Origin of the sequence: Planococcus kocurii (genome assembly GCF_001465835.2) — a bacterium.
GTDB classification, from domain to species: domain Bacteria; phylum Bacillota; class Bacilli; order Bacillales_A; family Planococcaceae; genus Planococcus; species Planococcus kocurii.
Window position 1 is genome coordinate 1,968,913 of the sequence record NZ_CP013661.2, and the last position, 17,007, is coordinate 1,985,919.

A 17,007-nucleotide genomic window follows, 5' to 3' on the forward strand; every position below is an offset into this window, starting at 1 on the left:
TATGAATATGAAAACAGATACAACAGAAATGGACGCAGTAGAAAAAGCGCTCAAGCGAGCAACTGAGGTTTATGGACTAGATACGCGCGAGCTACTAGAGCGAGCAGCAAAACTCGCTGAACAAGCAAAAGGCGAGCAATCCTTACTTTATGCATTAAATCGTATCACAATGGACGAGCCAGACTGGACTTACGTAGCGGCAGAGTTGTATGTCAGTGATTTGTATAAGAAAGCCGCAAGCAGCCGCAATTATTCCGCTACTGAAAAATATGGTGACTTTTATGAGTTAATCAAAGCATTAACACAAGTCGGGATCTACTCAAAAGAGCTCTTAGCTTCTTATTCTCAAGAAGAGATTACAGAAATAGGTCAAGAAATCGAGCCGAGTCGGGATTTGCTATTTAACTACATCGGTTTGTTTTTACTGGCAGATCGTTATTTGGCAAAAGACTATGAAGGGCAGTTGTTTGAACTTCCGCAAGAGCGCTTTTTAGTTATTGCCATGACGTTAATGCAAAATGAGCCGCAAGAGCGTCGATTAGAGCTCGTTAAAGAAGCGTATTGGGCGATGAGTCATTTGTATATGACCGTTGCGACTCCAACTTTATCGAATGCAGGTAAAAGTTTTGGGCAATTGTCTTCGTGTTTTATCGATACGGTAGACGATTCTTTAGACGGCATTTACTTAAACAACTGGGATATCGCGCGCCTTAGTAAAGATGGTGGGGGCATCGGCATTTATTACGGCAAAGTGCGAGCGTTAGGCTCAGACATTAAAAAATTCAAAGGCAATTCTTCGGGTGTCGTACCGTGGATTCGTTTGCTTAATGATACAGCGGTCAGTGTCGATCAGCTAGGTCAGCGTCAAGGAGCAGTCGCGATTTACTTAGACGTCTTCCATAAAGACATTATGAACGGCTTCTTGGATTTGAAAACCAATAATGGCGACGAGCGCCGCAAAGCACATGATATTTTCACAGGTGTATCAATTCCAGATTTGTTTATGGAGCGTCTGCAAGAAAAAGACGAAAACGGACGCAGTATTGGGGAATGGCATACGTTCTGTCCACACCAAGTCAAGCAAGTGATGGGCTGGAAAGATGCGAATGGCAACGCATTAGGACTTGAAGATTTTTACGATGAAAAAGATTCCAAATACTTTAGCGAAAAATACCAAGAAGCAGTTGATCATCCGTTATTGCCGCGTAAAACGTATCGCGCAATGGAAATTATGGCGCGCATCATGGTGTCTCAGCTAGAAACTGGCACACCGTATATGTTTTACCGTGACGAAGTCAATCGTCAAAATCCGAACAAGCACACAAGAGGTCGCGGGCTGACATCGATTTATTGCAGTAACTTGTGTACAGAAATTATGCAAAATATGTCAGCTACTACTATTGTTAAAGAATATACTGATGAAGACGGCAACCTCGTTATGATCCGCAAGCCAGGCGATTTTGTGGTGTGCAACTTGTCATCAATCAACTTGCCAAGAGCGGTCAAAGCTGACGTATTAGCGCGTTTAGTACCGATTCAAACACGCATGCTTGATAACGTCATTGACTTAAATACGATTTCAGTAGGACAAGCTGAAGCAACAAATAAAAAATACCGCGCAATTGGTTTAGGAACGTTCGGATGGCACCACTTACTTGCACTTGAAGGCATCCATTGGGAAAGTGAAAAAGCGGTTGAGTTTGCCGATAAGCTTTACGAAGAAATTGCTTATCAAACGATACGTGCTTCTATGCAATTAGCGGAAGAAAAAGGTGCGTTCAGTCAATTTTCTGGATCAGAATGGCACACAGGCGAGTATTTTGAACGCCGCAACTACACGAGTGAGCGCTGGAACGACTTGCAACAACAAGTGGCAACAACAGGAGTTCGAAACGGCTGGATGATGGCTGTTGCGCCGAACTCATCAACTGCGAAAATCGGTGGTTCAACAGATGGCATCGATCCGCTATACGCCGTTGAATACGCTGAAGAGAAAAAGAACTTCAAATTTAAAGTGACTGCACCTGACTTGGATCACAATACGTATGATTTCTATCGTCGTTCACGTCATGTGCTTGATCAAAAATGGAGCATTCGTCAAAATGCAGCACGTCAACGCCATATTGATCAATCCATCAGCTTTAACTTTTATGTCCCGCACACGATTAAAGCAAAAGAATTATTAGAGCTGCACTTAGAAGCATGGAAGCAAAACTTGAAAACGACTTATTATGTTCGCAGTACATCGCAAGCGGAAATCGAAGAATGCGAAGCGTGTCAAAGCTAAAGGAGAATGATCATGACGATACATGAACCGTTAAAAAAGATTAAATTATTAAATCCAGAACATCCGAATAAATCGACTGGCGTGTTAAACGGTCAGTCTTCGGGGTTATTGAATTGGAACGACATTGCGTATCCGCAAATGTACGATTTGTATCAAGCGCTATTAGCCAACTTTTGGAAAGCGCAAGAAATTAATATGCAAGACGATATTAAGCAATGGGATAGCTTGAGCAGTGTGGAAAAAGACGTCTTTTTGCGTATCAATACGCAACTCGCCTCACTCGATAGCTTGCAAACACCAACGATGAGTCAAGCAATGGATTACGTGACCGATTCGAGCTTTAAAGCAATATTTGCGGTAATTTCTCAACAAGAAGCCGTTCATACCGAGTCGTATTCGTATATTTTAAGTTCACTTGTTTCAGTGAGCGAACAAAACGAGCGCTTTGATCAAGCAAAAAGCGATCCGGTTGTTCAAAAACGAAATGAGTTAATTTTGGATGCATACGAAGAATTTCGCCAAAACCCAACGCCGCAAAACTTGTTTAAGCTGAGCGTCAATTCCATTAACTTAGAAGGCATTTATTTTTATGCGGGCTTTGCGTTTTTCTACCATTTGGCGCGTCAGCAAAAAATGTTGAAAACCAGCACGATGATCAGCTACATTCAACGCGACGAAATGCAGCATGCGTATTTTATCGCGCAGTTTATCCGCATTATGCTGACAGAAAATCCGGAATTGCATACAGATGAAAACATTCAATATATTTATACAACGATCGACAAAGCGGTACAGCTAGAAAAAGAATGGGCGCATTACATTTTGGCTGATATTGAGGGCTTGGATTTAGTTGAGTTTGAGGGCTACGTTGAGTATTTGGCCAATAAGCGTCTGCGTCAGCTAGGACTAGATAATTTATACGAAGAACGCAGCAATCCGATGCCTTGGATTCACGTATTTGGTGATGACATGATGAACGACACAAAATCGGATTTCTTTGAACAGAAATCACGCACGTATACGAAAGTGTCGCAGTCGAATGGTTTTGACGAGCTATAAGCCGAAACTGGCGATTGTCTATGCTTCTGTTACCGGCAACACAGAACAACTAGCAGAGATGCTGCAAGCAGCTATTTTGCAACAAGGACTTCATACCGAGCTATACAAAATAGAAGATTTTCCACTAGTAGCCTTGTCGGATTTCGATACGCTGTTAATTGGAACGTATACGTGGGGAAGTGGTGAAATTCCTGGAGAACTGCGCGATTTATATCATGCGATTGAAAAACTAGAACACAAAGAATTGCAGACGGCGGTTTTCGGGACGGGCGATAGTTTTTTCGCAGAGTTTTGTGGAGCAGTCGATCGTTTTCGAGACATGCTGTACGTAAAGACAACACTAGTTGCCAGTTTGAAAGTAGAATTAACACCGCAGCCGCGTGACTTTATTCGCTGTGAAAAATTAGCTGAGCTGATTCAATCTACTAAATGATAAAACCAAGATAATGAACTAACCCCTAAACGATAGCCACTTTTAACGTGAGCCGTTTAGGGTTTTTTTATTTTCCAAAAAGTGTTTACTTTGCGGAAACAGGGTATAGAAGATAAAAGAGCGAAAATGTAAATTCTCTCTACTTCCAGTCGTATAAAACGTTGGAACTTTTTGTTGTGAACTTTTATTTGCTGTATTTTAAGATGCTAGATACACCTATACGAGAGAGCAGATTAAAAAGTACGGAAATTCGGCGTTCCCGTCAAAAAAATCTACTCCATAGATGTCTATAAATGTAATCATATATACCGTTAATGATTTGGCTGGATGTAACAGACAATAGTGCTGTAAACAACGCCGAAGAGAATCGTACGATTCTTTTCGGCGTTTTTCTGTCTACATTTCTTTTCCAAAAGGATAGATAAGTTTGGGCAAAAAATAGAGAGGGTGAGCTGGATGAAGCAATTGCAACAATTAGCTGAACGAGTAGGCATACTGATGAACGCAGAAGTAGAGTTACAGGCAGGAGAATGTTTAGTTAAAAGAAAAAGAACGATCAATATTGTTTCTCATAATAAAAATTTTAGTTGTACGTTAGATCACGATATTTCTTTTAAACATGTACAAGAAAATGGAGATGCACTCAATCAGGCAGAGATTTTTTTGCTGCCAAGCGAGCTAGATTCGTTTATCAATGCGCTTCATCAATACCCGATTCCATTGCCAACAACTTATCAGCATCGCGTGGATACGAATCCGGACATCATCTGCGTTTACTTGTCGTCAGAAGAACCACCTGAAGATTTTGCTAGGAGACTATCAACTGCGCTCAATGCCATTCAACAAAATTCTTTAGTTTGAAGGACTAGCGAAAGAGGGGGATATTGATGATTCACAGATATAGAAAATTGCATGAAAAAATTGCAATGGGTTTGCTAGCATACATGCCCCAAGAGCGAAATGTGAAACAGTTGAAAAAGACGATGGCGCTATACAACGAGCGTCCGAATTGGCAACTTTTCTTCTGGAAAGCAGACAATTACTATGTGGGCATTATTGGTATTCACGTAGAAGACGACGAGTTTTACACAGTCCAGCACATTTCCGTGCTTCCTTCATTTCGAGGAGAAGGTATGGGTCATGAAATGATAGTATCTGTCGGAAGAGTAATGGGGAACCGCCAAGCAAAACCTTCTAAAGAAACAAAGAGTTTTATGACGAAGTGCAGCGCATAAAGGGGGTTCAAAATAGATTGATGGAGAAAAATGATTGGTTTTCCTCCATCAATTTTTATTTTGTAGCCTTAGTAAAAGCAGGCTAATTGGAACGGGGGCGGAAAAGGGCAAATATCACTACGCTAAATTCGTCGCAAAGACATTGCTCAAGCTCTTGTATTTGCTATGGATAAATTTCCATCAAACGCTTTTCACAGCGTATAATAAAAATAGCGAAACGATTCACTAAAGTAGAGTTAAGAGGTGTGCCCGTGATTATCATCATCGATAACCAAGATTCATTTACTTATAATCTCGTTCATTATTTTGAGCAGTTAGACGACGCTGTAATCGTTTTTCAAAATGACGAACTTACTGTAACACGACTAGAAAACCTCGCGCCGGACCTCATTGTACTGTCACCTGGACCTGGACGTCCGACTGCAACTGGCGCGAGTCAAGCTGTATTGACAGAGCTAAGTGGGCAGATCCCAATACTAGGTGTTTGCCTTGGCCATCAAACCATTATTGAACATTTTGGAGGACAGGTTGTAAAAGGAAGTCGGCCAATGCACGGGAAAGTTTCCATCTTAACGCATGATGAAGACGGATTGTTTAAAGGAATAGCCAATCCAACAGCTGTCACTCGCTATCATTCACTAGTAGCACAAGAACCTCTTCCTACCTGTTTAATCGTGACCGCACGTTCAGAAGACGGAGCTGTCATGGCCGTTCGGCACGAAAGCATGCCGGTTGAAGGCATACAGTTTCATCCAGAATCGATTTTAACAGCTGAAGGCTTTGCCATGCTGAAAAATTGCTATGAACTTGCGAAGTGGTGGAAAGAAAATAATAAGGGAGGTGCTGGAAATGTCAAACCCTCACCTATTGTATGAGTTTCGAAATGAAGCTGGCGAAATTGAACCGCTTTTTTTAGCGAGCCAGTAAGCATCTTCGAAACAGCTGTATTAGAAGAAGTCCCAACAATGATGGATAAGGTAGAGAAGGCAGTCGGAGATGGCTTTTACGCAGCGGGCTATGTTTCTTATGAAGCAGCTCCAGCTTTTCACCCCGAAATGCGCGTGCAGTCACGAGGGGAAATGCCACTCGTTTGGTTTGGCATTTTCAATGAACCCCAACAATATGCACCTGTTGAAGAACTACAAACATATGCCGTTTCAGAATGGAACATGACGAGCTCTATCGATCACTACAAAACAGGCATTCAGCAAATCAAGCAGGCAATTGAAAGAGGTGACACGTACCAAGTAAATTACACAGAACGGCTGTCTGCAAAGTTCACAGGGAACGATTTGGCATTTTATCGTCAACTAGCGAGAAATCAACAAGCAGATTACGGGGCCTATTTAAACCTCGGCAGGTTCCGTGTACTTTCCGCATCTCCAGAACTGTTTTTTAAAGTGCAGGGAGGCAAAATTACTGCCAAACCAATGAAAGGCACAGCATCAAGAGGTCGCACGACATATGAAGATAACGAGCACGTAAAGGCATTAGTAAGTTCTGAAAAAGAACAGGCTGAGAATTTAATGATTGTTGATTTGCTTCGAAACGATATGAGCCGATTAGCTAAAAAAGGAACAGTCAAAACAGAGGCACTGTTTACAGTAGAAACGTATCCAACAGTTCATCAGTTAACATCTACAGTTCAAGCGGAACTAGATGAAACAGCGACAATTTTAAACTGGTTTCAAGCCTTATTTCCATGTGGTTCGATTACCGGTGCACCTAAAATTAGCACGATGAAATACATAGCTGATTTAGAACAAACACCACGAGAAGTATATTGTGGCGCTATCGGATTTATAACGCCTGAAAAACAAGCCGTCTTTAATGTGCCAATTCGAACCGTTGTCATCGACCGAGAAAGAGATACTGCGCGTTTCGGAGTGGGTGGGGGTATTACATGGGATTCAACTTCTGAAGGGGAATTTCAAGAACTTCATACAAAGGCACAAGTGCTAACAGCGAAACGGCCTGTGTTTCATTTGTTAGAATCCTTGAAACTAGAAGACGGAAATTATCCATTGCTGCCGTATCATTTAGCTCGTCTTAAAGATTCCGCAGAATATTTTCATTTCCCGGGAAATATTCGGAAAATCGAAAGTGAATTACGGAGACTTGCAGAGAAACATGCAGTGGGGCTATACAAAATTCGGTTGCTAGTGGATAAAGACGGTCAAATAGAACTGCAAGCACAAAACATAGTACCCATCGCTCAACCAGTCAAGTGCATATGGGCGCCTCGCGCGGTAAATAGTCGTGATCCGTTTTTATTCCATAAAACGACGCATCGTGATGTATACGAGCAGGCGTCTGGAAAACTACCAGAAGGAATATTTTCGGCCATTTTATGGAATGAACAGCAGCAGATTACAGAATTTACGATTGGAAATGCAGTGCTCGAAAAAAACGGTAAGTTTTTTACACCTCCGGTTTCTTGCGGCTTGTTAGCAGGAACATTTCGACAGCAATTGGTGGACCAGCAAGTTATCGAAGAAAAAATGATAACTAAAGAAGAACTGGCTGACTGCGACGCTTTATGGTTGGTCAATAGTGTACGAGGATGGCTAGCTGTAGAGCTAGTAAATGACTACGGTGTAACTGTTTGACGCTGTAGCGTGTGAAAATGAAAAAGCCCAGCCGAGAAAAAATTCTCTCGCTGGGCTTTTTCGTTTTTATTCAAAATCAACTTTGTAATCATCAGCTTTAATTATTTTCAGCTTACGTGTGAAGATGTACAGCAAACCAACATTCAAAATGACTGGAAGTACTAGAAATGTACTGAGCATGATTGCAACATTACGGCCACTCCAACCACCTTCTGCAAGGTTTATGTAATTCAATGGACCAACGAGACCAGACAATCCAAAACCGGCACTATAAGGAGTGCCTTGTATGTTCAAGATGCCGGCCAAAGCGCCTAGAACAGCAGCTGTAATGACCATGGGTATGGCGATTTGTGGTTTCATTAAAAAGTTTTTCATTTGAATTTTTGGAGACCCGAGTACGTGCACGAGTGCGGTTCCTAGAGAATTGGCTTTATAGCTCGAAATAGCCAAGCCGATCCCCGCTGCCACGATCCCCAAATTTGCAGCGCCTGCCCCGACACCAGACAGCATGATAACTGTAGCAATCCCAACGGTTGATACCGGGAGTAGAATGACAACGCAAAAAATCATTGCAATAACAGCCCCCATTACTATGGGCTGCAAAGAAGTAGTATGCGCAACCAGTGAGCCGATCAACCCAGTCGATTGTTTCATCATTGGTAGCAATAAATAACCAATCATTCCGGGAATCATAATACTTAAAGTAGGCATTAATAGAATCGCGTACGCTTTTAGTTTATCGCCGATTAATTGGACAAACAACACTGCCAATGCCGCTGTAATGGCAATATTGACGACAATGCCAATCCCATTTAACGTCATAACGCCTTCTGCCGTTTTTTCGACGACACCGCTACCAACCATAGCTGCAATGCCGACACTTGCTGTTTGAATTGGAGTTAATTTAAAAGAAATACCAACCATGACGCCAACTGTTACGGGCAATAGGCTCATGGTGAAAATTGTAATATCAAACAAATGCTGCAATGGAGGAAAGTGCGGGATCAATAGCTTTAAAATCTCGCCTAATAATGCGTTGGGAATTAGGGCTACGACCACGCCAATACTTACACCATTCAACAGTTTACTCATAAACTCTTTCATCTCTGCAACTCCTACCTTGCTTAGTTAAATTATGTTACTACTATAATGAATACTAGAGTATAAAGCAATGAAAATTTAGTGAATTAACGCGTTGGTGTACGAAAGTATTTAATTGAGCAGAATAAAGACAATAAACTAACTAAAATTGAAAATAGCGTATAATGACCATAGTGAAAGTAGATAGAAAAGGGAGGGGTATTTATTTCGGTTGATAAAGAGACGCAAATTTTAGATGAGTTAATGGAAAAAATCACATTAAAAAAGTTTGTTGCTGGTGAAAAATTGCCTTCAGAAAACGAACTAGCGAATTGGTATGGCGTGCCCCGTATGACTGTCCGCGCAGCGTTGACTAAGCTAGAAGAACGTGGTTTTATCTTTTCAAAACAAGGCAAAGGAAGATTTTTAAAAGAAAAGTCTACGCTGATTAAGTTGCATTTAACCGGAAAAGTGAGTTTTACTGAAAAAATGCAGCAAGCCGGTTATGATTTGAAGACGCGTCTTATTTGTTGTGAAGAAGCTCCGTACGAAGAAAAAATTTACAAGTTGTTGGAGTGTGAACCAACAGACAAGGTCTACAAGGTTTCAAGAATTCGGATAATCGGTGGACAGCCCATTGCTATTCATCATTCTTTTGTCAGTGAGAAAATATTTTCTGAAATAGCAACAGAAGGACCTCATATTCGTTCAATGTTTGCATACTATCGACAACATGGCTATAGCAAATTTGTCGACAGCAACACCTTATTAAGCATCTCTTTTCCAACTTCGGCAGAGCAACAGCTCCTGCTTTGTAAAAGCATGGTGCCTCTTTTGCTAGTAGAGAATGACTGTATTGATGAAAAGACGGGTAAAGTGCTTGAGCATACAAAAATTTTGTATCGCAGTGATAAATTTACATACGATATTACGATGAATTAAACAAGTCACACTCGCTCATACATAATAAAAATAAAAGCAGGTAGAGAAAACGATTCAGTTTCCTCTACCTGCTTTTTGGGTTGTCCAATTGTTAAGCGCCTTTACAAAAGCTTAACGACAGCTTAAAACACGGCCACTTGGCGACAAGTTACGATGAACTTACAGACGAGGAGGCAGTGAACATGAAAAGACGCAGACGAACAGAAATTCTTATTCAAGGCGATGGCAGATTGGCAAAAGAAATGGCAACCAGTGTCACAAATAAATACGAATGTCGTGAAGTAACAGCTCCTGAACAAGGAATGATTATGGTGAAGATGAGAGAATCTGCTAAAAACTCTTTGTTTTATATGGGGGAAGTCCTAATAACAGAAGCAAAAGTAGAAATTTCAGGAGAAATTGGGACAGGTCTAATAGTCGGAATGGACGAACTGCGCGCTGAATATTTGGCGATTATTGATGCAGCCTTTAAAGCGCAACTTCCTGAAATGCAGGATTGGGAACTAAGATTACTAGAAGAAGAACGGCAAATCAACAAAGCCAAAGCCCAGCAACAAGCTGAACTTTTCAAAACAAAAGTTAACTTCGAAACGATGGAAGTCTAAGCAACAGTCTAAAAACTAACTGAGCAGGAGAGATAATATGGCGATTGATCGAATACATGACTTGCAGCAAGTTTATCGAAAAATAGTACATAGTATGTCACGACCAGGAACTATTTCTACCATTAAACAACAAACAAAAAATGTGGACATTGATTTTGGCTGTACGGACGCACTTATTTTGAGTGCGATGGCACTGTTGGATGCTGAAGTCACGTTTCATGTAATAGCGAAAAATAGAACAGACTTAATCGGTAAAATTTCTGAGTATACTTCAGCTCGTTTTGTATCAGTGCAAGAAGCCGATTTTATTATCGTCTTAAAAGATGATAAAGAAATAGACATTTTAGAGGCGATGATACAGTGCAAAATCGGTAATTTGATTGATCCGCATCAATCGGCAACTTGGATCATTGAAAGTGCGGATTTGGTTAATGAAGGGCCCCTGCAGTTGACTGGACCAGGAATACGGACAGAAGATCACTTACAAACCGGCCAATCCAATCAGTTTTGGCAAACGAGAGACAGTCGCATCAAAGAGTATCCAATGGGCATCGATCTCATTTTTGCAGACAAAGCGGCTCAAATCGCTTGTATACCGAGAAGCGTTTCGGCAATTCCGATGGAGGTGAAATAGATGGGCTATGTTCCTGTAAAAGGTGGAACTCAGGCGATTGATGCTTCGATTAAACGCCTGACGTACGAACGATTAAAAGGTCAAGAAATTTTGGAAATCAAGACAATTTTGTCGACAATGGGCAGTATGGTGGATCAAGTAATGTCGGAAAGCAGTCTGTACTCACCAGAACTAGCAGCTTTGGCTATCAAACAAGGTGAAGGCAGTATGGAAGAAGCCGTTTTCTTGATGCGTGCGCATCGTTCGACTTTGCCGCGTCATTACTATAGTGAGACGGTCGAAGTTGAGACGATGCTTGTCGAACGGCGAATATCGGCAAGCTTTAAAGACATTCCCGGTGGCCAATTGTTAGGTGCTACGTACGATTACACACACCGTTTGCTGGACTTCGGAATGATGGAAGAAAACGCTGAAGTTAATCGAAAGTGGCTGCAAGATTACCGAGACAGTTTGTCAGTCATCCAATCGGGACAAGAGGTTGTCTATTTCCCAAAAGTTGTCGACTACCTACGTGAAGAAGGCTTGTTCGAAACATTCGAACCGGATAATGCGCAACCTACTGATGTTACTAAACAAAGTTTGCAGTTTCCAACAACGAGAAGTGCCCGTTTACAAGTAATGACACGGGGCCAAACAGGAGCTGTTACTTCATTTGGATATGCATCGTTACGAGGATACGGAGAAGTCCATCCGACTGTCGGCGAAGTTCGTGTCGGAAAAGTTCCCATTTATACAGCTCATCCGAACAAAACGGATTTGGACCCCGAAGACCAATTTTATATCGGTGAAATACGCATAACCGAAGTAGAGTCATTTGTACCGGTCACTGTAAAAAACACCAACAATGAAGATGCATTGGAATTTGAAATTGGTTACGGTGTTTGTTACGGCCAAAACGAAACCAAAGCGATTGCGATGAGTATTCTAGATCAGTGCCTAGAACATCCAAACACCGAATTCCCAACTCATGACGAGGAGTTCGTCTTATTACATATCGATTCAGTAGAATCTACTGGTTTTATTTCTCATTTGAAATTACCGCATTACGTCACGTTTCAATCTAAACTAGACAGTATTCGCCAAGTAAAAAAGGAGGGAACGGCAGTTGAGAGCTAATACGCATTTTGCCTTTTTTGATGAAGGTTCTAAAAAAGAGATTCGACGAGCTACATTGAAAGCTGTGGCGATTCCGGGATACCAAGTACCTTTCGCTTCAAGGGAAATGCCGATTGCACGTGGTTGGGGAACAGGCGGCCTGCAGTTGACGCTGTCTTTAATCGGCCAATCGGATGTACTAAAAGTCATCGACCAAGGGGCTGACGAGTCAGTCAATGCAGTCAGTATTAAAAAACTCGTTCAAGAAACGACAGGTGTTCAACTCACTGATCAAACTGAAAATGCTGATTTGATTCAGTCACGCCACCGAATCCCTGAAGTGCCGTTGACAAAAGATCAAATCCTAATTCTTCAAGTACCTATACCTGAACCTTTGCGACCTGTTGAAGCAAGCGAATACAAAACAAAGCGCATGCATGCTGAAGATGATTATAGCGGAGCTTGGCTAATGTTGTTCGAGCAAATTGTGAAATACGGCAAAACCGCAACTTATGCAGATCATCCAGTTTATGTGAATGGACGCTATGTCATGGCACCAAGTCCGATTCCGCGTTTTGACAATCCTAAAATGCATCATTCAGAAGCCTTGATTTTACTCGGTGCGGGACGTGAAAAGAAAATTTACGCCGTTCCACCTTATACAGCTGTCGAATCATTAGCATTTGATGATTATCCGTTTGCTGTCGAATCATTTAATGGACAAGGATGCCGTCTTTGCGGCACAGGAGACGTTTTCTTAGATGAATTAATTGATCAAGAAACAGGGAAAACTGTCTACCAATGCAACGACACGAGTTATTGTATGGATCAGTTGAACAGCAAAGAGAAAGTCGGGGTGACGAGCAGCTATGCGTGAAGAACCCATTTTGAAAGTCCGCAATTTACGCAAACAATTTGGACCCGGTTGTCCCCATTGCGACAATTTGGATGCCGCTCAATTAGAGAAAAATTTCTGTGCGAAATGTGGCACAGTTTATGCAGTGCGCGATGTATCTCTTGATTTATACCCAGGCGAAATTCTAGGAATTGTCGGAGAAAGCGGAAGCGGGAAATCAACGTTAATGCAATGTCTTTACTTTGACACTGACGTTGCGTCAGGGAATGCGTATATTGATAAACCCGCTTTAGCTGGTATCAATGTATTTGAATTGTCTTCTCAACAAAAGCGTTCCATTCGCAACCACGACTACGGAATGGTTTATCAGAATCCAGTCCATGGGTTAAAAATGAATTTTTCTTCTGTCGGAAATATTGCTGAAAAACTAATTGCAGCAGGCAATCGAAATGTTGGAGAAATGGAAATGATCAGTAAAAGATTGCTTGATAATGTCCATATTCCACTCCACCGCATGAAAGAAGAACCACGCAATTTTTCAGGAGGAATGCAGCAACGCGTTCAAATCGCAAAAGCATTATCAAATAATCCTCCTATTCTATTTTTAGATGAAGTGACGACCGGTCTCGATTTATCTGTACAAGCCAATGTTTTGGATTTAATTAAAAAAATACAACGGGAACTTGGCATCAGCATGATCGTTGTGTCACACGATTTGGCAGTTATTCGCATGCTTGCAGACCGAACGATTGTCATGCTAAACGGCGAAATTATCGAACAAGGATTGACCGATCAAGTATTAGAAGACCCACAACATGCGTACACGCAGCAACTTGTGTACTCACTACTCTAGGAGGATCGATACTTTGTATATTATTCATAGCGGCAAAATCGTAACCGAGCAAACGATACTAGAAGGATTTGTAGTGGTAGTTGAAGGAGAACTTATCCGCGCAATCATTCCTAAAGAGCAAATCGGTGATTATCCAGAAGCCCGACTGATTGATGCCCGCGGAGGATACATCTCTCCCGGCTTTATCGACATTCATTCTGATTACATCGAAACAATCGCTTCACCGCGTCCGACAAGCATGATGGATTTTGATATTAGTTTACGAGAAGCGGAAAAAATTCTCATCAGCCATGGCATCACGACAATGTTTCATTCGCTATCGTTCTATAAAGAAGATGTCTTTTCACACAAGCCGATGCGCAACCCTACGAACATCCAGCGAATGGTAGATGCTATCGAAAAGACGCATAACCGACTGCATTTAATTCGCCACCGTTTGCATGCACGCTTTGAAATCGACAACATCGATGAAGTAGACCAGTTGGTGAAAAACATTGAAGATGGCAAAGTACATTTGCTGTCATTTATGGACCACACACCCGGGCAAGGCCAGTACCGCAATCTAGAAGTCTACCGAGAAACGTTAAAGGGCTACCGAGACATTTCAGATGAAGACGTCAATGTCCTCATTGCAGAGCGACAAAGCATGGAATGCCTAACAACTCAAAAAATAAAAGAAGTAGCAGATATTGCACGGGCTCATGGAATCGCGGTCGCTTCACATGATGACGATGACATTAAAAAACTCGATTTGGTAAAAAGCTTTGGCACAACCATCAGCGAATTTCCCATCACACTAGAAGTTGCGGCAAAAGCAAAAGAATTGGGCATTCATACCATTGCCGGCGCTCCAAACGTCATGCTAGGTGGCTCGCATTCAGGCAACCTATCCGCTGCAGAAGCTATCAGCCAAGGGTGTATGGACATTTTATGCAGCGATTACTACCCACCCGCGTTGCTGCACGCCGTCTTTGACCTTCACGAAAAGTATGGCAACAACTTACACGAGATGTTCATGATGGTTACCTTGAATCCCGCAAAAGCAGTGAAAATGGACGATGAACTGGGCTCCATTAAAGTCGGGAAAAGAGCGGACCTCCTAGTAATCGAGCGAATGGACGACGGCTACCCAATGCTAACCACCACAATGGTCAACGGCGTATTGATCACCACAACAAACTACCGAATTAAATAAGAAAAGCGCAAGCGCCCGTGTAGATTCGACGGGCATAAGACAAACCGGCGAAGCGGCGTACTTTGCCGCACAGCTGGGTTGACTTATGACCCTAGAATCTGGGCGCTGGAGACTGGACAAAGAAAAGCGCAAGCGCCCGTGTAGATTCGACGGGCATAAGCCAAACCGGCGAAGCGGCGTACTTTGCCGCACAGCTGGGTTGACTTATGACCCTAGAATCTGGGCGCTGGAGACTGGACAAAGAAAAGCGCAAGCGCCCGTGTAGCTCCGACAAGCGCTGGAAGCTTGGCCAGTCATGGCGTTCTTCAGCCATTAGTGGCCAAGCTGAAGCGACTCGAGGGGCTGGGCGCTGGAGACTGGACAATAAGAAAAGCGCAAGCGCCCGTGTAGATTCGACGGGCATAAGCTAAGTTTCTACACATAGTAACGGAATGTGACGACGTCTAACGATTCCACAACCCAAGAAGACTATGGTAGTTCTCGCTGGTTGCCTTGACGTGGAGGCGCTCGACTCCTAGGGAACACGAGCGCATCCACGCTAAGCAGCTGTCTCAAGCTAAAAACAGGAGGCAATACAATGACAATGTTAGAAATAACAGGCTTCGAGAAACGGTTCACAATTCATCATCTAAACAAAATAATGCCAGCTATAAAAGACATCAACTTCTCCTTAAAAGCAGCCGAATTCATTGGCATCGTTGGAAAAAGCGGTAGCGGTAAATCTACCATTCTGAAAAGCATTTACCGTACATACTTACCTGACCGCGGAGAAATTCTCTACAACTCTGCGGCTTTCGGAAAAATCGACCTGTCACATATTACCGAACGACAAATGCTCCATTTGCGAAAATATGAAATCGGCTACGTATCACAGTTTTTGAACGTCATGCCGAGAACTACGTGTCGTCAATTGGTAACCAACGCTTTACTAGAAATGGGTTCAGCAGCATCAATCGCACACGAAGAAGCGGAAAAAGCATTGGCTCATTTTGAAATTGATCCGAAACTTTGGGATAGCTACCCCAATACATTTTCAGGCGGTGAAAAGTTACGTTTGAACATTGCGATGGCAACTGTAAAAAAACCGCGCTTGCTCTTGCTCGATGAACCGACTGCCAGCCTTGATTATCAATCAAAACTGAAAGTGCGGGAAATTATTGAAAAGTTAAAAGCGAATGGCACGACACTTGTTGGAATTTTTCATGATATTGAATTCATGGAAGGGCTTTGCGACAAAGTTTACGACATGCAAACAAGAACACTGACCGTTACTGACAAAGTAGGTGTTGGCACTGAAAGCTGACCTGCATGTACATAGCCACTATTCAGACGGAGCAGATTCGGTCACAGACGTCATAAAAAAAGCCGAAAAAGCAGGAGTCACGACTATCAGCTTTGTCGACCATGACACAGTTGCGGGTTGGCAAGAGCAGCAACGTGTCGCTGAAGCCTATGGAATACAAGCTATACCAGGCATTGAAATTTCGGCTTATGATTTCAAACGACAGCGAAAAGTGCACATACTCGGCTATCATTTCCGTCCGGAAGCATCCGCTATTTCTAAGTTATGCAAAGGACTATCAGAACTTCGCCACAGCCATTCAATGTGGCAGATGGACAGGATCAAAGAAGCAGGATTTCAATTGGATGTAGAAGCAGTTATCGAATCGGCTAACCCTTCAGCCACCGTTTACAAACAGCACATCATGCAACAATTAACAGATGATCATTACATCACTAAAGAATATCAAACCCTTTACAAACGTCTATTTAAAGGGAATGGCGTTGCAGCAGGTGACATTGAGTATGTCGCAGCGGTTGATGCTGTTCGGGCCATTGTCTCTGATGGAGGCGTAGCAGTTGTGGCACATCCTGGACAGTTAAATTCATTTGATTTGATACCTGAATTACTTGATGCAGGTCTTGGTGGAATTGAACGTAATCATTTTGATCATTCACTGGAAGATCAGCAGAAGGTAGAAGAACTAGCGAGGCGATACGGTTTGGTCATGACCGGTGGTAGCGATTATCACGGCGCTTTCGGTACAGCAGTAGAGCCTGGAGCGATTGTTAGTCCTGAAGATCTACCCATCGTTAAAACTCTGTAAAGTTCCTGTAAATTTC

17 protein-coding genes are annotated in these 17,007 nt (G+C 42.4%); 16 read left to right on the forward strand and 1 reads right to left on the reverse strand.

What is annotated here, in order from left to right; genetic code table 11:
* Position 1 precedes the first annotated feature (1 nt).
* The 7 genes from AUO94_RS09695 (at position 2) to pabB (ending at position 7,623) form a co-directional block, all read left to right on the forward strand.
* Entirely contained in the window at positions 2-2,287 is a 2,286-nt protein-coding gene (locus AUO94_RS09695) for a ribonucleoside-diphosphate reductase subunit alpha (RefSeq protein ID WP_082707524.1), read from the forward strand.
* Between the two features lie 12 nt (positions 2,288-2,299).
* Positions 2,300-3,346 (forward strand): ribonucleotide-diphosphate reductase subunit beta, encoded by a 1,047-nt coding sequence (locus AUO94_RS09700; RefSeq protein ID WP_058384020.1) that lies wholly within the window; start codon positions 2,300-2,302, stop codon positions 3,344-3,346.
* A complete protein-coding gene (locus AUO94_RS09705) occupies positions 3,327-3,779 on the forward strand; it encodes a flavodoxin domain-containing protein (protein ID WP_058384021.1) in 453 nt (150 codons plus the stop codon). Before AUO94_RS09700 ends, AUO94_RS09705 begins: the two co-directional genes overlap by 20 nt.
* Before the next feature lie 456 nt (positions 3,780-4,235).
* A complete protein-coding gene (locus AUO94_RS09710; protein ID WP_058384022.1) occupies positions 4,236-4,640 on the forward strand; it encodes a DUF1259 domain-containing protein in 405 nt (134 codons plus the stop codon).
* A gap of 26 nt (positions 4,641-4,666) precedes the next feature.
* Positions 4,667-5,014: a GNAT family N-acetyltransferase gene (locus AUO94_RS09715; protein ID WP_058384023.1), complete on the forward strand. Its 348-nt coding sequence runs from the start codon at positions 4,667-4,669 to the stop codon at positions 5,012-5,014.
* A 251-nt stretch (positions 5,015-5,265) separates the two neighbouring features.
* Positions 5,266-5,889, forward strand: a complete 624-nt coding sequence (locus tag AUO94_RS09725; protein ID WP_058384025.1) for an anthranilate synthase component II — start codon at positions 5,266-5,268, stop codon at positions 5,887-5,889.
* Positions 5,890-5,979: 90 nt separating this feature from the next.
* Entirely contained in the window at positions 5,980-7,623 is a 1,644-nt protein-coding gene (gene pabB / locus AUO94_RS09730; RefSeq protein ID WP_237150098.1) for an aminodeoxychorismate synthase component I, read from the forward strand.
* A gap of 66 nt (positions 7,624-7,689) precedes the next feature.
* On the opposite strand, the gene AUO94_RS09735 is transcribed toward pabB, so the two are convergent.
* A complete protein-coding gene (locus tag AUO94_RS09735; protein WP_058384027.1) occupies positions 7,690-8,727 on the reverse strand; it encodes a PTS sugar transporter subunit IIC in 1,038 nt (345 codons plus the stop codon).
* Positions 8,728-8,967: 240 nt separating this feature from the next.
* Here AUO94_RS09735 and AUO94_RS09740 point away from each other — a divergent pair, with 240 nt between their 5' ends.
* The 9 genes from AUO94_RS09740 to AUO94_RS09780 all read left to right on the forward strand — a co-directional run bounded on the left by AUO94_RS09740 (position 8,968) and on the right by AUO94_RS09780 (position 16,991).
* Entirely contained in the window at positions 8,968-9,645 is a 678-nt protein-coding gene (locus AUO94_RS09740; RefSeq protein ID WP_058384028.1) for a GntR family transcriptional regulator, read from the forward strand.
* Positions 9,646-9,827: 182 nt separating this feature from the next.
* The gene (gene phnG / locus AUO94_RS09745; RefSeq protein ID WP_058384029.1) at positions 9,828-10,250 is read left to right on the forward strand and encodes a phosphonate C-P lyase system protein PhnG; all 423 of its coding nucleotides are present in this window, start codon (positions 9,828-9,830) and stop codon (positions 10,248-10,250) included.
* A 37-nt stretch (positions 10,251-10,287) separates the two neighbouring features.
* A complete protein-coding gene (phnH, locus tag AUO94_RS09750) occupies positions 10,288-10,884 on the forward strand; it encodes a phosphonate C-P lyase system protein PhnH (protein ID WP_058384030.1) in 597 nt (198 codons plus the stop codon).
* The gene (locus tag AUO94_RS09755; RefSeq protein WP_058384031.1) at positions 10,885-12,000 is read left to right on the forward strand and encodes a carbon-phosphorus lyase complex subunit PhnI; all 1,116 of its coding nucleotides are present in this window, start codon (positions 10,885-10,887) and stop codon (positions 11,998-12,000) included.
* On the forward strand, positions 11,990-12,856 hold the full coding sequence (locus AUO94_RS09760) for an alpha-D-ribose 1-methylphosphonate 5-phosphate C-P-lyase PhnJ (protein WP_058384032.1): 867 nt from the start codon (positions 11,990-11,992) through the stop codon (positions 12,854-12,856). The genes AUO94_RS09755 and AUO94_RS09760 overlap by 11 nt, the downstream gene beginning before the upstream one ends.
* Positions 12,849-13,688, forward strand: a complete 840-nt coding sequence (locus AUO94_RS09765; RefSeq protein ID WP_058384033.1) for an ATP-binding cassette domain-containing protein — start codon at positions 12,849-12,851, stop codon at positions 13,686-13,688. Before AUO94_RS09760 ends, AUO94_RS09765 begins: the two co-directional genes overlap by 8 nt.
* A gap of 13 nt (positions 13,689-13,701) precedes the next feature.
* Positions 13,702-14,883 (forward strand): phosphonate metabolism protein PhnM, encoded by a 1,182-nt coding sequence (gene phnM, locus AUO94_RS09770; RefSeq protein WP_058384034.1) that lies wholly within the window; start codon positions 13,702-13,704, stop codon positions 14,881-14,883.
* A 577-nt stretch (positions 14,884-15,460) separates the two neighbouring features.
* Positions 15,461-16,186, forward strand: a complete 726-nt coding sequence (locus AUO94_RS09775) for a phosphonate C-P lyase system protein PhnL (RefSeq protein WP_058384035.1) — start codon at positions 15,461-15,463, stop codon at positions 16,184-16,186.
* Positions 16,176-16,991, forward strand: a complete 816-nt coding sequence (locus AUO94_RS09780; RefSeq protein WP_058386817.1) for a PHP domain-containing protein — start codon at positions 16,176-16,178, stop codon at positions 16,989-16,991. Before AUO94_RS09775 ends, AUO94_RS09780 begins: the two co-directional genes overlap by 11 nt.
* Positions 16,992-17,007: the final 16 nt, after the last annotated feature.